The organism is Photobacterium sp. TY1-4 (assembly GCF_025398175.1).
Lineage (GTDB): Bacteria > Pseudomonadota > Gammaproteobacteria > Enterobacterales > Vibrionaceae > Photobacterium.
Genome location: NZ_CP099734.1, coordinates 480,915 through 497,248, shown reverse-complemented (window position 1 = coordinate 497,248; position 16,334 = coordinate 480,915). Strand labels below are relative to the sequence as shown.

Annotated in this window: 15 protein-coding genes; 8 read left to right on the top strand and 7 right to left on the bottom strand. The window is 54.8% G+C overall.

The window, feature by feature from the left end:
- Positions 1-143: 143 nt before the first annotated feature.
- A complete protein-coding gene (gene serA / locus NH461_RS02445; RefSeq protein WP_261601747.1) occupies positions 144-1,373 on the top strand; it encodes a phosphoglycerate dehydrogenase in 1,230 nt (409 codons plus the stop codon).
- Positions 1,374-1,447: 74 nt separating this feature from the next.
- Here the strand turns inward: serA and NH461_RS02440 are convergent, their stop codons facing one another.
- Positions 1,448-2,152 (bottom strand): oxidative stress defense protein, encoded by a 705-nt coding sequence (locus NH461_RS02440; protein ID WP_261601746.1) that lies wholly within the window; start codon positions 2,150-2,152, stop codon positions 1,448-1,450.
- A 133-nt stretch (positions 2,153-2,285) separates the two neighbouring features.
- A complete protein-coding gene (locus NH461_RS02435; RefSeq protein WP_261601745.1) occupies positions 2,286-3,182 on the bottom strand; it encodes a LysR family transcriptional regulator ArgP in 897 nt (298 codons plus the stop codon).
- Between the two features lie 135 nt (positions 3,183-3,317).
- On the opposite strand from NH461_RS02435, the gene NH461_RS02430 reads away from it, so the two are divergent.
- Both NH461_RS02430 and NH461_RS02425 read left to right on the top strand, forming a co-directional pair.
- Positions 3,318-3,953 (top strand): LysE/ArgO family amino acid transporter, encoded by a 636-nt coding sequence (locus NH461_RS02430; protein WP_261601744.1) that lies wholly within the window; start codon positions 3,318-3,320, stop codon positions 3,951-3,953.
- Complete coding sequence (locus tag NH461_RS02425; RefSeq protein ID WP_261601743.1) at positions 3,940-4,434, top strand: YbaK/EbsC family protein; 495 nt, start codon at positions 3,940-3,942, stop codon at positions 4,432-4,434. The genes NH461_RS02430 and NH461_RS02425 overlap by 14 nt, the downstream gene beginning before the upstream one ends.
- A gap of 83 nt (positions 4,435-4,517) precedes the next feature.
- On the opposite strand, the gene mscS is transcribed toward NH461_RS02425, so the two are convergent.
- The 5 genes from mscS to tkt all read right to left on the bottom strand — a co-directional run bounded on the left by mscS (position 4,518) and on the right by tkt (position 11,437).
- Positions 4,518-5,402 carry a small-conductance mechanosensitive channel MscS gene (gene mscS / locus NH461_RS02420; RefSeq protein WP_261601742.1) on the bottom strand — a complete coding sequence of 295 codons (885 nt, stop codon included), beginning with the start codon at positions 5,400-5,402 and terminating at the stop codon, positions 4,518-4,520.
- Positions 5,403-5,684: 282 nt separating this feature from the next.
- Positions 5,685-6,761, bottom strand: a complete 1,077-nt coding sequence (gene fbaA, locus NH461_RS02415; RefSeq protein ID WP_261601741.1) for a class II fructose-bisphosphate aldolase — start codon at positions 6,759-6,761, stop codon at positions 5,685-5,687.
- 141 nt (positions 6,762-6,902) lie between these two features.
- Positions 6,903-8,066 carry a phosphoglycerate kinase gene (locus NH461_RS02410; protein ID WP_261601740.1) on the bottom strand — a complete coding sequence of 388 codons (1,164 nt, stop codon included), beginning with the start codon at positions 8,064-8,066 and terminating at the stop codon, positions 6,903-6,905.
- An 80-nt stretch (positions 8,067-8,146) separates the two neighbouring features.
- Positions 8,147-9,196: an erythrose-4-phosphate dehydrogenase gene (gene epd, locus NH461_RS02405; protein ID WP_261601739.1), complete on the bottom strand. Its 1,050-nt coding sequence runs from the start codon at positions 9,194-9,196 to the stop codon at positions 8,147-8,149.
- Between the two features lie 243 nt (positions 9,197-9,439).
- Positions 9,440-11,437, bottom strand: a complete 1,998-nt coding sequence (gene tkt, locus NH461_RS02400; protein WP_261601738.1) for a transketolase — start codon at positions 11,435-11,437, stop codon at positions 9,440-9,442.
- Positions 11,438-11,835: 398 nt separating this feature from the next.
- Between tkt and metK the strand changes: the two genes are divergently transcribed.
- From metK to gshB, 5 genes are all read left to right on the top strand, one after another.
- Positions 11,836-12,990: a methionine adenosyltransferase gene (metK, locus tag NH461_RS02395; RefSeq protein WP_261601737.1), complete on the top strand. Its 1,155-nt coding sequence runs from the start codon at positions 11,836-11,838 to the stop codon at positions 12,988-12,990.
- A gap of 94 nt (positions 12,991-13,084) precedes the next feature.
- Positions 13,085-13,576, top strand: a complete 492-nt coding sequence (locus NH461_RS02390) for a SprT family zinc-dependent metalloprotease (RefSeq protein ID WP_261601736.1) — start codon at positions 13,085-13,087, stop codon at positions 13,574-13,576.
- Between the two features lie 123 nt (positions 13,577-13,699).
- Positions 13,700-14,404 (top strand): deoxyribonuclease I, encoded by a 705-nt coding sequence (gene endA / locus NH461_RS02385; RefSeq protein ID WP_261601735.1) that lies wholly within the window; start codon positions 13,700-13,702, stop codon positions 14,402-14,404.
- 153 nt (positions 14,405-14,557) lie between these two features.
- Complete coding sequence (gene rsmE, locus NH461_RS02380) at positions 14,558-15,289, top strand: 16S rRNA (uracil(1498)-N(3))-methyltransferase (RefSeq protein ID WP_261601734.1); 732 nt, start codon at positions 14,558-14,560, stop codon at positions 15,287-15,289.
- A gap of 31 nt (positions 15,290-15,320) precedes the next feature.
- Complete coding sequence (gene gshB / locus NH461_RS02375) at positions 15,321-16,268, top strand: glutathione synthase (protein WP_261601733.1); 948 nt, start codon at positions 15,321-15,323, stop codon at positions 16,266-16,268.
- Positions 16,269-16,334 lie beyond the last annotated feature (66 nt).

Below are 16,334 nucleotides of genomic sequence, written 5' to 3'. Positions count from 1 at the left end.
TTTAATACCAGCATGTAGCAAACGTTTGAGTCAGGGCCCAGGGCCGCCAGTATGCCGGAAATCTCCACATGCTAGCCGTTTCTGTCCGCACGCTGGTTTCCCGCCTGAGCGCGCCGACTCATGTTTTTAAGGATGAGAACCCAATGGCTAAAGTTTCACTGGATAAAGACAAAATTAAGATTCTCTTGCTCGAAGGGGTCCACCCGTCAGCAATTGAAGTTCTGCAGCAAGCCGGCTACACCAATATTGAGTACCACAAAGGCTCCCTGGCCGGGGATGAGCTGCTGGAAGCCATTCAGGATGCACATTTCGTCGGGATCCGCTCCCGCACCCAACTGACCGAAGAAGTTTTCAATGCCGCACAAAAACTGATCGCCGTCGGCTGTTTCTGTATCGGAACCAACCAGGTCGACCTCGATGCCGCCATGCGACGCGGGATCCCGGTCTTCAACGCCCCGTTCTCCAATACCCGCAGTGTCGCTGAGCTGGTGCTCGGGGAAACCCTGCTGCTGCTGCGCGGCATTCCGGAAAAGAATGCCATGGCGCATCGCGGTGAATGGCAGAAATCCGCCGACCACTCGTTTGAGGCCCGCGGCAAAAAACTGGGGATCATCGGTTACGGCCATATCGGGACCCAACTGGGGATCCTGGCTGAAAACCTCGGGATGGATGTTTATTTCTACGATATCGAGAACAAGCTGTCGCTCGGCAATGCGACCCAGGTGCCTTCCCTGAGCGAACTGCTCAATAAATGTGACGTGATCAGCCTGCATGTACCGGAAACCCCGGGCACCCAGGATATGATGGGTGCCGAAGAGTTCGCCCGCATGAAGCCGGGGGCAATCTTTATCAACGCCGCCCGCGGAACGGTCGTCGATATTGACGCCCTGTGCAGCGCCCTGGAAAGCAAACACTTGGCCGGTGCGGCCATCGACGTGTTCCCGGTTGAGCCGAAAACCAACAACGACCCGTTTGAGTCTCCGTTGACCAAATTCGACAACGTATTGCTGACCCCGCACATCGGCGGCTCCACCCAGGAAGCCCAACAGAACATCGGCATCGAAGTCGCCGGTAAGATGGCCAAGTATTCAGACAACGGCTCGACCCTGTCGGCCGTCGGTTTCCCGGAAGTCTCGCTGCCGGAGCACCGTAACTGCTCACGCCTGCTGCATATTCACGAAAACCGCCCGGGGATCCTGAACCAGATCACCACGATTTTCGCCGCAGATGGGATCAACATTGCCGCCCAATACCTGCAAACCGGTCCGGAAATCGGCTATGTGGTGATTGATGTCGAAACCGAGCGCGCCGAAGAAGCCCTGACCAAGCTCAAAGCGATCGACGGCACGATCCGCGCCCGTATTTTGCACTAATCAACCGCTCATCCTTGGCCAAAAAAACGGCGAGAGATCTCCCTCTCGCCGCTTTTTATTCAAATCGCTGGCGCTTACTCTTCCAGCTTAAAGACCACCTCAACCCGATCCCGGATCGTCATTTCCGTATCCTGGTAGGTCGCGGCGATTTCCGGTGCCCCCGCATCCATTGCCATCTTCATCATCATCACCGGGCGCGGCTGTGCAACCTGATAGGTGATCTGCCAGACGCCATCCAATCGGGTACCGAAACCTTTGGCCAGTGATTCGGCTTTCGCCTGTGCGTCCTTGATGGCGGCCTGACGCGCCTGCTCCAGATACTCCGCCTCGTTGCTGAGTTTCAGCTGGATATTGTTGATCCGGTTGATCCCGTCGCCCAATGCGTTATCGAGATACTCATTGAGCTTGCTCAGATCATGCACCATCACCGTAATATGGCGGCTGGCACGGTATCCGATCAGCTCGGGCTTTTCGTCTTTCGGATAATGATATTGCGGGTGAAGGCTGATGTTCGCACTGAGAATATCGCTGCGCTCAACCCCGCTGGCGACCAGTCGCTCAACAAACGCCGTGACCGCTTTGTCCACCGCTTGCTTGGCTTCTTTCGCGCTGGCACGGGTTTCTTCCACCGCCACAGAGAACTCGGCCATATCCGGCTGCGCTGTGACTTCACCCTGGCCGACGGTTTCGAGGTGCGGCACCGTGAGATTGGCAGCAAATGCCGGTGTCACGCCCAGTGCAGCAATCCCCAGGGCAACCGCCAGTAGATGTTTCTTCATAAGCTCTCCAGTTCATAACATTGATTGAGTCTGAAAGGTTGGACAACGAAGAACCGCAAACTATCCGTCGCCGCACATAAAATTTTGTACAACGTTTTTAATCTAACAACCTCAGCCGACTGTACTTCCTGCCCTACTGCGGCAGAATGTGCCGGGCATACTGAGTCAACTGCTGGGTGAGTTCAGACAGCACCCCGCTTTCCAGCACCCAGTGATGCCAGTACATCCGGCGGCTGAGCATGATCTCCGGGGTAACATTGACCAGCAGTCCCTGTGCCAGCTCCTGCTGGATCTGAACCCGGGGGATCAGGCAGAACGCAATGCCTTCCAGAGCCAGACGCACAAAGGCTTCCGACGAGCGGACCGTATGCTTCATCACACGGCCCGGCGGCAGATTAAAATGCTGGTGCACAAACTGCTCATGCATGTCGTCATGGGGATCAAACGTCACCCCGGGTGCCGACATCAAGGACGTACGCGTCACCCCGGCAGAAAAATACTGCCTGACAAATGCCGGACTGGCCACACAAAGATAGTCGACCCGCCCCAGATATTCCGCCACACACCCCGGCAACGGGCGGCTTTCCATACTGAGCGCCCCCACCACTTCGCCGCTGCGCAGCTTATCCAGCGTCCGGGCTTCATCCTCGACCAACAGGTTGAGCTCTATCCGGCGGGATTTCAGCAACGGACTGAGCGCCGGTAACAACCAGGTAGCCAGGCTGTCAGCATTGGTGGCAATTGCCACCGACATCGGTTGATCGTCAGCATCGGTTGCCAGGGCCGGCAGCAACTCCTGCTCCAGCAAGCGGACCCGTCGATAGAGTCCCAGCAGTTTCTGCCCGGCCGGGGTCGGCCGGGGCGGCTGTTCTCGCACCAGCATCGGCTGGGCCATCAGCTTTTCCAATTGCTTGATCCGCTGCGACACCGCTGATTGGGTAATACACAAATCCTCGGCTGCGCGCTCAAACCCGCGCTGGGAAATCACCGCATCCAGCGCTTCAATCCACCGGTAATCCAGTCCTCTCATTGCCCCTCCCTGCCTTTATAAGAGTGTCTAATGATAGATAAACATTATTAGCTGTACTTAATCCTAGCGTGAAGCGTAAGCTTGCGCCAATCCATACCACCGTCAATTCAATCAATTAAAGGAACCACCGCGATTATGAGTATTTGGGCGCTATTACAAGGCTTCGGTTTAGGGGCCAGTATGATTATCCCGATCGGAGCGCAGAACGCATTTGTGTTGAATCAGGGAATTAAACGCAATCATCACCTAACCACAGCGACGATTTGCATTCTGCTGGATGCCCTGTTCATCAGCCTGGGGATCTTTGGCGGTGGCGCCCTGCTCTCCAGCAATGAAACCCTGCTGACCGGCGTCACTCTCGGCGGTATTTTGTTCCTGCTGTTCTACGGCGCGCTGTCCCTGAGCAGTGCCCTGCGTCCGGCCAATGCCGAAGAGCTATCAGCCCAGAAGCTGGCCCGCGGCCGCCGCGCGGTGATCCTCGGTGCGCTGGCGGTGACCGTCCTGAATCCGCATATGTATCTCGATACGGTGGTCATCCTGGGCTCTATCGGCGGGCAGTTTGAAGGCCATGATCGGATCGCCTTTGCGATTGGGACCATCCTGGCTTCCTTCGTCTGGTTCTATACCATTTCAATCGGAGCCGCCAAGCTGGGGCCAACCCTGTCAAAACCAGCCGTTAAACGTGGTATTGACCTGGCCGTTGCGGCGATGATGTTTTTTATTGCCAGCCATCTGGCGCAGCAACTCTGGAGCGACTATGCCCTCGGATAGACAAGCCGTCATATACCAGAACAATCTGAGCCTGTTTCAACAGGCCGGCGTAGGATATCAATCCTGGCAGCACGAACCGATTTTAGATTATGAAACAGATGCCAAACTGGCCGAAACACTGGGCTGGACGGCGGCACCAACCAAAAGTCTGTTTCTGAAGGTCAAAGGCGGCGGGCACAGCCTGCTGCTGACCCATAAAGACAGCCGGCTCGACAGTAAACAAGTCAAGCAGGCGCTGGGCAAACGGGTCTCGGTCTGCAGCCATGAAGAAATGGTTGCTGTCATCGGCTGCGCGCCGGGCGCGGTCTGTCCGTTTGGACTCGACGAAGCGATCGTCTTGCTGGTTGATCCGGTGCTCTATCGGCATCCGGAACTGATGTATACCCCGGGCGAGCCGGAATATACGTTCGCCTTTGCCAGCGCAGATCTCGACACCCTGCTCGCCACACTACCCAACCCGGTGATCCGACTCCTCAGATAAAGCTGCTGGCGGCAGGCATAAAAAATGGAGCCGCTTCGGCTCCATTTGTCATGCTCGCATCGTCGTCATTCAGACCTGCGGGATTAATCTTCAACCTTGTTCAGGTGAACATCCATTTGCGGGAACGGAATTTCAATCCCTTCTTTATCCAGCTCTTCTTTGATCGCCTGCAGCAAGTCAAAGTAAACCGCCCAGTACTCCGACGTTTTGACCCAAGGACGTACCACGAAGTTAACGGATGAATCGGCCAGCGCCACGACGCCAATCGTCGGCTTCGGATCCTGCAGGACACGCGGCTCTGCCGCCACTACCCGGCTCAGCACCGCTTTGGTTTTCTTCAAATCAGATTTATAGGAAACACCGATCACAAAATCAATCCGGCGGGTCTGATGGCGCGAATAGTTGGTGATCGGACCGCCAATGACGGCCGCGTTCGGCACCACCACCATCTTGTTATCCGGGGTATTCAACACGGTCGAGAACACCTGGATCGATTCAACCGAACCGGCAACACCACCTACCTCAACATAATCACCCGACTTAAACGGACGGAACGCAACAATCAGCACCCCGGCGGCGAAGTTCGACAGCGAGCCCTGCAAGGCCAGGCCGATGGCCAAGCCGGCGGCACCGATCACGGCAACCACAGAGGCCGTTTGCACGCCAACCCGGCCCAAGGCGGCAATCAGCACAATCACGAACAGCAGATAGCGAACCAGAGAGTGCAGGAACTCGACTACCGCACCGTCCATCTGCTTTTTCCGCAGCATTTTCGCAACGCCGTTGGCAATGACCTTGGTGATGATATTACCAATAAACAGGATCAGCAGCGCTGAAATGAGGTTCACCCCATACTGGATCAGCAAGTCCTGGTTGTCCGCAATCCAGGTCCCGGCATTCAGGACACCACTGGTTAACTCGTTATCCTTAATCGTATCTACGACCGTTTCTGCAACACTCTCACTCATACCTATCTTACTCTGCTAGTAGTTATCGACTTTCCCGCGGTGTTTCAGTTTGCGGGAGCGGCATTTTGTTTATTTCTTCAACGCAATTGAATGACTTATGCTACAACCACTATAACAGTGATTTCATTTCATAGGCGAATCATTCGCAAGTCTCATCGGGCCGGATAATACCGTTGCCGATTGAAAACACCAACAAAAACCCGACTCAGATCACATTCCATTTCCCCTGGCCGAAAAAAACCCGCACAAGGCGGGCTTTTCTCAAGGACAACAGAGGCTGTCTTACAGTACGTCGATCGCGTTCAGATCAGAGAACGCTTGCTCCAGACGTTTTACCATAGATGCCTGGCCCGCACGCAACCATACACGTGGGTCGTAGTATTTCTTGTTCGGTGCATCTTCACCGGTTGGGTTACCGATCTGGCCTTGCAGGTAATCGTGGTTTTCAGCTTCGTACTGACGAATACCGTCCCAAGTCGCCCACTGCGTATCGGTATCAATGTTCATTTTGATCACACCGTAAGAGATAGACTCGCGGATCTCTTCCAGAGATGAGCCTGAACCACCGTGGAAGACGAAGTTCAGCGCGTTTGACGCAATACCGAATTTCTCAGAACAGTATGCTTGAGAATCACGCAGAATCGTCGGAGTCAGTACAACGTTACCTGGCTTGTAAACACCGTGTACGTTACCGAAAGACGCCGCAATGGTGAAACGGTGGCTGATGGCATTCAGTTTTTCGTAAGCGTAAGCAACATCTTCCGGAGATGTGTACAGCTCAGACTGATCCATATCGGAGTTGTCAACGCCGTCTTCTTCACCGCCGGTACAACCCAGTTCGATTTCCAGCGTCATGTTCATCTTCGCCATGCGCGTCAGGTACTGAGCACAGATCTCGATGTTTTCTTCCAGTGACTCTTCAGACAGATCGATCATGTGAGAAGAGAACAGTGGCTTGCCGGTTTGTGCAAAGAACGCTTCACCCGCATCCAGCAGGCCGTCGATCCAAGGCAGTAGTTTTTTCGCAGCGTGGTCAGTGTGCAGAATGACAGGCACACCGTAAGACTCAGCAATCGCGTGCACGTATTTCGCACCCGCAACCGCACCTTTGATTTGTGCTTCCTGACCTTCTAGTTTCAGTCCTTTACCGACGAAGAAACCAGCACCGCCGTTTGAGAACTGAATCACAACTGGCGCTTTCACTTTGGCAGCCGCTTCCAGGACAGCATTGATCGAGTCAGTGTTCACTACGTTCACCGCAGGAAGTGCAAATTGATTTTCTTTTGCAACTTCAAATACTTTCTGTACGTCGTCGCCAGAAATTACACCAGGTTTTACGAAATCGAAGATCTTAGACATAACAATAGTCCTATTTGCCTTGTTGTCTGTATGAAAGATAAATCTTTGCAATCGTTTGCTTCAAGCCGACATTCTACAAAATCGGGGCCTTGCTAACAAACAATTAAAGTGCGGGAGCGATTGGCTCCCGCCCATGTGTCATTAAGCTTTAGCACGCTCTTCCAGCATCGCAACTGCCGGCAGGGTTTTGCCTTCCACGAACTCCAGGAATGCGCCGCCACCCGTTGAGATGTAAGAAACATCCGCCTTGATACCGAACTTGTCAATCGCAGCCAGGGTGTCACCACCCCCTGCAACAGAGAAACCTTCAGAAGCGGCAATGGCTTCAGAAATACCTTTGGTGCCGGCTTCAAAGTTCTTGAACTCGAATACACCAACCGGGCCGTTCCACAGGATGGTTTTCGCGTTCTTCAGAATTTCTGCAAGTGCTGCTGTGGATTCTGGACCCAGGTCGAAGATCATGTCATCGTCCTGCACTTCAGAAACATGTTTGATTTCGGCTTCTGCGTTCTCGTCAAACGCTTTGGCACACGCAACATCCGTCGCGACCGGAATCGCACACTCTTCCATCAGTTTCTTGGCAGTGCCGACCAGATCCGCTTCGTACAGGGATTTACCCACGTTGTGGCCCGCAGCAGCAATGAAGGTGTTGGCGATACCGCCACCGACAACCAGCTGATCAGCCACTTTCGACAGTGACTCCAGCACCGTCAGTTTGGTTGACACTTTAGAGCCACCGACAATCGCTACCATTGGGCGCGCTGGTTTATCCATCGCTTTGCCCAGGGCATCCAGCTCGTTGGCCAGCAGCGGACCGGCGCACGCGATTGGTGCGAACATGCCAACGCCGTGCGTCGAGGCCTGTGCACGGTGCGCCGTACCGAAGGCATCCATCACGAACACATCACACAGGGCTGCATATTTCTTCGACAGTGCTTCTTCGTTCTTCTTCTCGCCTTGGTTAAAGCGAACATTTTCCAGAACCACCAGCTCACCGGCGTTCAGCTCAATCCCGTCCAGGTAGTCTTTGGCCAGCTTCACGTCGCAATCCAGGGCGTCGTTCAGGTAGTTCACAACCGGTTGTAGAGAGAACTCTTCTGCGTACTCACCTTCAGTCGGGCGACCCAGGTGAGATGTCACCATGACTTTCGCACCCGCTTCCAGGCAGTGCTTGATTGTAGGCAGTGATGCCAGAATACGTGCATCAGAAGTTACTTTGCCGTCTTTCACTGGCACGTTTAGGTCTGCACGAATGAAAACGCGTTTACCTGCAAGGTCCAGATCAGTCATCTTGATTACAGACATGGTTTGTCCTCTCAACATTGATTAATTTAAAGTCAAAGTTTTTGTCGGCCCGGCGTCACTGCCCGGCCCGCTAATTCTTACTACTCAGTTGTTTCAGGCAGCGTATCGGCCGCCTGCATTGCTAACGCGGTGTCCAGCATCCGGTTGGCAAATCCCCATTCGTTATCACACCAGACCAGGAGCTTGAGCAAATGCTGGTTACTTACCCGGGTTTGCGTTCCGTCCACAATGGCACTGTGGGGGTCATGATTGAAATCGATGGAAACCAGCGGGGCTTCGGTATAGTCCACAATACCGCCTAATGTACAACGAGACGCCTCTGCCAGTGATTGATTTACGTCATTAACTTTCACATTTGTTTTCACTGTGACACTTAAATCCATCGCCGTAACGTTAATTGTGGGCACGCGCACAGAGATGGCTTCAAATTTGTCAGAAAATTTCGGAAAGATTCGACCAATCCCTAAATGAAGTTTGGTATCAACCGGGATAATGGACTGGCTGGCAGCGCGGGTACGACGCAGATCGCCGTGGTAAGCATCGATGACCTGCTGGTCATTCATCGCGGAATGGATCGTGGTGATGGTCCCGGATTCAATCCCAAAGGCTTCATCGAGCACTTTGATGACGGGAACAATACAGTTGGTGGTACAGGAGCCGTTGGAAACAATTTTGTGTGACGGGCGAAGGGAGTCGTGGTTCACACCGTAGATGATGGTGTGATCGATATCATTGCCGGCCGGGTGGGAAAACAGGACTTTTTTAGCCCCGGCTTTCAAATGCGCCTCGCCATCATCGCGCGAGCCGAACACCCCGGTACAGTCAAGCACAATATCGACTTCGAGATCCTGCCACGGCAACAGGTGAATATCAGACTGGTGCAGGATCCGGATACTGTCCTGCTCGCCATTGTCGTGGGCAATAAACAGGTGCTCCTGATCATGGGAGACAGGCTTACGAAAGCGGCCGTGGCTGGTGTCATACTGTAACAGGTGGGCCATCGCTTCCGGCTCGGCCAACTCGTTCACTGCCACGACTTTGATCTGATGATGTTTACCGCTCTCATACAGGGCGCGAAGCACACTGCGTCCGATACGGCCAAATCCATTGATTGCGACTCTTAGTGTCATATCCGTGCTACAAAATTGATAAGCTGGGTTAGTGTATACCAAGCCAGAATGAGAATCACGATAAATGTGAACGCGGTCACCCGGCAAACTAAACCCAGATAAAACAAACAATTAAACGTCCCAGCTCAGCATCGTCGCAAACTTTTCACCCCGATAGCACTGTGAGTGAGATCCCATTTTGTATAAAAAAGACCTCCATTCGGAGGCCTTTATTTCACTTACCGAAATAAATCAAACGGTGGCTTAAGCCAGCAGTTCTTTGGCGGTGCTCACCACGTTTTCCGTGGTGAAACCGAACATCTCAAACAGCTGACCGGCCGGTGCAGATTCACCGAAAGTGGTCATGCCGATGATGCGGCCGTCAAAGCCGACGTACTTGTACCAGAAGTCGGCGATGCCGGCTTCAATCGCGATCCGCGCTGTGACGTCAGATGGCAGCACAGACTCACGGTAAGCCGCATCTTGCTTGTCGAAGGCATCGGTCGATGGCATCGAGACCACGCGAACCTGCTTGCCTGCAGCCGTCAGCTCGTCGGCAGCTTTCACCGCCAGCTCAACTTCAGAGCCGGTCGCAATCAGGATCAGCTCAGGTTTGCCGTCGCTGTCTTTCAGGATGTAACCCCCCTTGGCAATGTCAGCCACCTGTGCTTCGCTGCGTGCTTGCTGGGCCAGGTTCTGGCGCGAGAAGATCAGCGCGGTCGGTGCGTCTTTGCGTTCAATCGCCAGTTTCCACGCCACAGCAGATTCAACCTGATCACAAGGACGCCAGGTGCTCATGTTCGGAGTCAGGCGCAGTGACGCGATTTGCTCAACCGGCTGGTGGGTCGGGCCGTCTTCGCCCAGACCGATCGAGTCGTGGGTGTAAACCTGGATGTTCTGCACTTTCATCAGCGCAGCCATGCGCATGGCGTTACGGGCGTATTCCATGAACATCAGGAAGGTTGCGCCGTACGGTACGAAACCGCCGTGCAGGGCGATACCGTTGATGATCGCGGTCATGCCGAACTCACGCACACCGTAGTGGATGTAGTTCCCAGACGCGTCATCGGCAGTCAGGGATTTCGAGCCAGACCACATGGTCAGGTTCGATGGCGCCAGGTCAGCCGAGCCGCCCATGAATTCAGGCAACAGTTTGCCGAACGCTTCCAGCGCGTTTTGGGACGCTTTACGTGAGGCGATGTTGGCCGGGTTGGCTTGCAGATCAGCGATGATTTGGCTTGCCTGCGCTTCCCACTCTGCCGGCAGTTCGCCGTTCATGCGACGTTTGAACTCAGCCGCCAGCTCAGGATATGCCGCCGCGTAGGCTGCAAACTTCTCGTCCCAGGCTGCTTCTTTGGCAGCACCGGCATCTTTGGCATCCCATGCTGTCGCAATGTCAGCCGGGATTTCAAACGGACCGTGGTTCCAGCCCAGGAATTCACGGGCTGCAGCGATTTCGTCGTGGCCCAGTGGTGCGCCGTGACAGTCGTGCGAGCCGGCTTTGTTTGGTGAGCCGAAGCCGATGATGGTTTTGGTGCAGATCAGGGTTGGTTTGCCGCTTTCCGCTTTCGCTGCTTCAATCGCTGCGTTGATCGCTTCCGGATCGTGGCCGTCAACCGCCGGGATCACGTGCCAGCCGTAAGACTCAAAACGCTTGGCAGTATCGTCGGTGAACCAGCCTTCCACTTCACCGTCGATTGAGATGCCGTTGTCATCCCAAAACGCGATCAGTTTGCCCAGGCCCAGGGTACCGGCCAGGGAGCAGGCTTCGTGCGAGATCCCTTCCATCAGACAGCCGTCGCCCATGAACACGTAAGTGAAGTGATCGACGATGTCGTGGCCGTCCTGGTTGAATTGCGCAGCCATGGCTTTTTCAGCAATTGCCATGCCCACAGCATTGGTGATGCCCTGACCCAGCGGACCTGTGGTGGTTTCGATGCCCGGCGCGTAACCGTACTCCGGGTGGCCCGGGGTTTTCGAGTGCAGCTGACGGAAGTTCTTCAGCTCTTCGATCGGCAGCGCGTAACCAGTCAGGTGCAGCAGCGAGTAGATCAGCATTGAGCCGTGGCCGTTAGACAGCACGAAGCGGTCACGATCAGCCCAGCTCGGGTTCTGTGGGTTGTGGTTCATGTGGCTGCGCCACAGGACTTCGGCGATGTCAGCCATCCCCATCGGGGCACCCGGGTGACCGGAGTTGGCTTGTTGTACACCGTCCATGCTCAGGGCACGGATTGCATTTGCAAGATCTTTACGAGAAGGCATGTCTGCTCCAGAAATTCATCGACAATAATAATTGTGGGTGTCTGTCCAGCAATAGATGCAGGGGTTGCATCTGAAATCGGCGGGTGAGCATTGTCGCAAAGTCTGCCCTGCCTCTGCAAACGATTTCCCGCAAAAATCTCATCCATATCAAGTGCCTGCTCTGGTTTTTCCGCCCTTTCCTGTCATTAACCCGATGAAACGTAAACGATTGCTTGCACCATTCAACAATCTCCACATGAATTACGGTATTGATTTAAAACAGGGTGCAGGTATTATAGACGTCTAGACGGAGGTAGCTCTATCCATCAACACGGACATTGATATGCATCATTGATGAATGCTTCTACACCAGAGCCCCTCTTAATCAATCGACAAGCCATATTTAAGTGAGTGTACACATGTCAAAGCACCTGTTTACTTCTGAGTCTGTATCAGAAGGACATCCGGATAAAATTGCCGATCAGATCTCTGATGCCGTATTGGATGCAATCCTGGAGCAAGACCCGAAGGCACGTGTTGCGTGTGAAACCTATGTCAAAACCGGCATGGTGATGGTGGGTGGCGAAATCACCACCTCTGCCTGGGTTGATATTGAAGAGATCACCCGTAAAACAGTTCGTGACATCGGCTATGTACACTCTGACATGGGCTTTGATGCCAACTCCTGTGCGGTCCTGAGCGCGATTGGGAAACAGTCTCCGGACATCAACCAGGGTGTTGACCGTGAAGATCCGCGCGAACTGGGCGCAGGCGATCAGGGCATTATGTTCGGTTACGCGACCAACGAAACCGATGTGCTGATGCCGGCACCCGTGACTTACGCCCACCGTCTGGTTGAGCGTCAGGCGAAAATCCGCAAAAACGGCACCCTGCCATGGTTGCGTCCGGATGCGAAAAGCCAGGTTACCTTTGCATACGATCAAGGCAAAATCGTTGGGATCGATGCGGTTGTTCTGTCAACGCAACACTGTGACAGCATCGAGCTGCCTGTGCTGCAAGAAGCCGTGATGGAAGAGATCATCAAGCCGGTGCTGCCAAGCGAGTGGCTGACCAAAGACACCAAATACTTCATCAACCCGACCGGTCGTTTCGTCATTGGTGGTCCAATGGGTGACTGTGGCCTGACCGGCCGTAAGATCATCGTCGACACCTACGGCGGTGCCGCGCGTCACGGTGGCGGTGCTTTCTCCGGTAAAGATCCATCAAAAGTTGACCGCAGTGCGGCGTATGCCGCACGTTACGTGGCGAAAAACATCGTTGCTGCCGGCCTGGCTGCTCGCTGTGAAATTCAGCTGTCTTACGCCATCGGTGTCGCGGATCCAACGTCCATCATGGTGGAAACTTTCGGCACTGAGAAAGTGGCACACGATGTGATTGTTGAAGCAGTGCGTCAGCACTTCGACCTGCGTCCATACGGCCTGATTGAAATGCTGGATCTGCTGCAGCCAATCTACCAGAAGACGGCGGCTTACGGTCACTTCGGCCGTGAAGAATTCCCTTGGGAAAAAACTGACAAAGCCGATCTGCTGCGTGACTTCGCCAACCTGAAGTAAACGCTCGCAACAGACAGAAAAAGGAAGCTGCGGCTTCCTTTTTTATTGCCGCGCCTTTTATACTAAGCCTTTCACGCGCAACCCAGTTTTCGCCATGACATCGCTCCAATCCCAGCTTCAGTCCCAAATTAACGCCCGCGTTGCCCAGTGTATTGCCCGGGCCAACCAGCAGTTGCATCTTAACCTGCCCCTGCCGGTGGTCAGTTTCCGGCAACGGGGGAAAATTGCCGGTAGTGCCCGGCTGCAAAGCTGGGAAGTTCGCTTCAACCCGGTGTTGCTGGCAGAAAACCCGCAAGCCTTTCTCGATGAAGTGGTGCCACATGAAATCGCCCACCTGGTGACCTTTCATCGCTTCGGCAAAGTCCGCCCCCATGGCAAAGAGTGGCAAGCGGTGATGACCGAGGTGTTTGGTATTCCGGCCAGAACCACCCACAGCTTTGATATCCAATCGGTTCAAGGCCAAACGTTCCGCTATCGCTGTCAATGCCAGGAGCACCAGCTTACCGTCCGCCGCCATAATAAAATCCGTCGCCAGCAAGCGATCTACCACTGCCACACCTGCCGCCAGCCGCTGCAGGCTCTATAAAATGCAACCCGCTTCACATCACTCCGGTCGCGTCTGCCGGAGATACCGCAGCCGTGTGAGATACTTCTAAAAATCATCATCAGTGATAGTCTTATCAGATAATTACTATTGATAAGGCCATTTATGAAGTTTTCTATCAAGGTGCTGCTGTTCGCCTTGCTCACCCCTGCGGTTGCGCTGGCCGCACCGCCCGCCTCATTCAGCAAAGCAAAAAAAATTGCCGTACAGATTTACCGGGATCATCCCGTCAGTTTTTACTGTGGCTGCGCCATTGACTGGCAAGGCAAGAAAGGGGTGCCCGATCTGGAAAGTTGCGGCTATCAGATCCGCAAGCAACCCCAGCGCGCCAGCCGGATTGAATGGGAACACGTGGTGCCGGCCTGGCAATTCGGCCACCAGCTCCAATGCTGGCAGGACGGCGGCCGGAAGAACTGCCGGAAAAACGCCGCGTTTCGCACCATGGAAGCCGACTTGCATAACCTGACCCCGACGATCGGCGAAGTGAACGGCGACCGTTCCAATTTCAGCTTTATGCCGTGGAACAATCAACTCGGCGCCTATTACGGCCAGTGCGCGATGAAAATCGACTTCCAATCCCGCCGGGCCGATCCGCCCGCGGGCGCTCGCGGACAAATTGCCCGGATTTACCTGTACATGAGCGACACCTATCCGTTCCGTCTCTCCCGTCAGCAACGCCAGCTGATGGAAGCCTGGGATCGCCAGCATCCGGTCTCGGACTGGGAATGTGAGCGCGACCGCCGCATCGCCAAGGTACAGCGCAGCCACAATCCGTATGTGTTGCGTGCCTGTCAGGCCCAAGGCCGCTGACCCCCCTCTCTCCGGCAGCCTGCCCGTCGGCTGCCGGACAAAATTACCGGCCTTGCCTTGTATTTTCCCCCCGCGGCAACCATGTAGTGTCTATCAGCTCTGTATTGATATAATGCAGCCAATCAAAAACCCAAGCAGGTTATTAAAATAGCCATGAGAATCCCCCGTATTTTTCATCCCGAGCCATTGCCGGCCCAAGGCAACGTCCTGCTCAGCGACGATGCTGCCAACCATGTTGGCCGCGTCATGCGCATGCAAACCGGTCAGGAACTGGTGCTGTTTGACGGCAGCGATGCCGAGTTCCCGGCAGTGATCACCCTCGCCAGCAAGAAAAGCGTTGAAGTCGAAATCCAGGGCCGCAACGCGCACAGCGTCGAATCGCCGCTGGATATCCACCTCGGTCAGGTGGTTTCACGGGGCGAAAAGATGGAATTTACCATCCAGAAATCGGTCGAGCTGGGAGTGAACACCATTACTCCGCTGATCTCGGAGCGCTGTGGCGTGAAGCTTAATGCCGATCGCTTTGACAAGAAACTGGCGCAATGGCAGAAAATCGCCATCAGTGCCTGCGAACAGTGCGGCCGCAATACCGTGCCGGAAATCCGCCCGATCATGAAACTGGAAGATTGGTGTGCAGAAGAATACGATGGCCTGAAGCTAAACCTGCATCCGCGTGCCAGCTACAGCATCAATACCCTGCCAGCGCCGGTCACCAAGGTCCGCCTGCTGATCGGCCCGGAAGGTGGCCTGTCCGGCGAAGAAATTGCGATGACCGAGCAATATCAATTCAGTGAAATCCTACTCGGCCCGCGTGTGCTGCGCACCGAGACCACGGCAATGACGGCCATTACCGCCCTGCAAGTACGCTTCGGCGACCTCGGCTAACCCTCAGGGAAAACACATTTAGGAGAAACCTATGATCAAACTGGGTATCGTGATGGATCCAATCGCGTCCATCAATATCAAGAAAGACTCCAGCTTCGCCATGTTGCTGGAAGCGCAGCGCCGGGGCTGGGAAATTCATTACATGGAAATGAATGACCTGTCACTGGAGCAAGGCAAAGCCGTGGCCCGTACCCGCACCGTGAGCCTGAAAGAAGATCCGAACGGCTGGTATGAATTCCACAACGAGCAGGAAATTGCCCTGTCCGAACTGGATGCCGTGCTGATGCGTAAGGATCCGCCGTTCGATACCGAATACATCTACGCCACCTATATCCTCGAGCGCGCCGAGCAGGAAGGTGCCCTAATCGTGAACAAACCGCAAAGCCTGCGCGATTGTAACGAAAAACTGTTCACCGCCTGGTTCCCGGAACTGACGCCGACCACAGTAGTCACCCGCAGCGCGGCCAAGATCAAGGCATTCCAGCAAGAGCACGGCGATGTGATCCTCAAACCGCTGGACGGCATGGGCGGCTCTTCAATTTTCCGCGTGATGCAGGGCGATCCGAACGTCTCGGTGATCATCGAAACCCTGACCAACCACGGCCAGCACTACTGCATGGCACAAACGTTCGTCCCGGATATCACTAACGGTGATAAGCGAATTCTGGTCGTCGACGGCGAGCCGATGCCGTACTGCCTGGCCCGGATCCCGGCCAAAGGCGAGACCCGCGGTAACCTGGCTGCCGGTGGTCGCGGAGAAGCCCGTCCGATCAGCGACACCGATCGCCAAATCGCTGAAGCCGTCGCACCGGTACTGAAAGAAAAAGGCCTGATCTTCGTCGGCCTGGACGTGATTGGCGACAAGCTCACGGAAATCAATGTCACCAGCCCGACCTGTATCCGCGAGATTGAAGCCGCCTTTGATATTTCAATCACCGGTAAGCTGATGGATGCCATCGAACGCATGGTCAAGGCCTGACACTCCCATACCGCTTCCGGTCCGGCAAGCCCGTGTCGGAAGCATTCACGGCGGTCGGGAGACCGC

Coding starts and splice junctions, on each gene's coding strand:
- epd (WP_261601739.1), bottom strand. CDS start 9,196: ATGACACTAAGAGTCGCAATCAATGGATTTGGCCGTATCGGACGCAGT.
- rsmE (WP_261601734.1), top strand. CDS start 14,558: ATGAGAATCCCCCGTATTTTTCATCCCGAGCCATTGCCGGCCCAAGGC.
- mscS (WP_261601742.1), bottom strand. CDS start 5,402: ATGAGTGAGAGTGTTGCAGAAACGGTCGTAGATACGATTAAGGATAAC.
- NH461_RS02430 (WP_261601744.1), top strand. CDS start 3,318: ATGAGTATTTGGGCGCTATTACAAGGCTTCGGTTTAGGGGCCAGTATG.
- gshB (WP_261601733.1), top strand. CDS start 15,321: ATGATCAAACTGGGTATCGTGATGGATCCAATCGCGTCCATCAATATC.
- NH461_RS02435 (WP_261601745.1), bottom strand. CDS start 3,182: ATGAGAGGACTGGATTACCGGTGGATTGAAGCGCTGGATGCGGTGATT.
- endA (WP_261601735.1), top strand. CDS start 13,700: ATGAAGTTTTCTATCAAGGTGCTGCTGTTCGCCTTGCTCACCCCTGCG.
- NH461_RS02410 (WP_261601740.1), bottom strand. CDS start 8,066: ATGTCTGTAATCAAGATGACTGATCTGGACCTTGCAGGTAAACGCGTT.
- fbaA (WP_261601741.1), bottom strand. CDS start 6,761: ATGTCTAAGATCTTCGATTTCGTAAAACCTGGTGTAATTTCTGGCGAC.
- NH461_RS02390 (WP_261601736.1), top strand. CDS start 13,085: ATGACATCGCTCCAATCCCAGCTTCAGTCCCAAATTAACGCCCGCGTT.
- NH461_RS02440 (WP_261601746.1), bottom strand. CDS start 2,152: ATGAAGAAACATCTACTGGCGGTTGCCCTGGGGATTGCTGCACTGGGC.
- tkt (WP_261601738.1), bottom strand. CDS start 11,437: ATGCCTTCTCGTAAAGATCTTGCAAATGCAATCCGTGCCCTGAGCATG.
- metK (WP_261601737.1), top strand. CDS start 11,836: ATGTCAAAGCACCTGTTTACTTCTGAGTCTGTATCAGAAGGACATCCG.
- serA (WP_261601747.1), top strand. CDS start 144: ATGGCTAAAGTTTCACTGGATAAAGACAAAATTAAGATTCTCTTGCTC.
- NH461_RS02425 (WP_261601743.1), top strand. CDS start 3,940: ATGCCCTCGGATAGACAAGCCGTCATATACCAGAACAATCTGAGCCTG.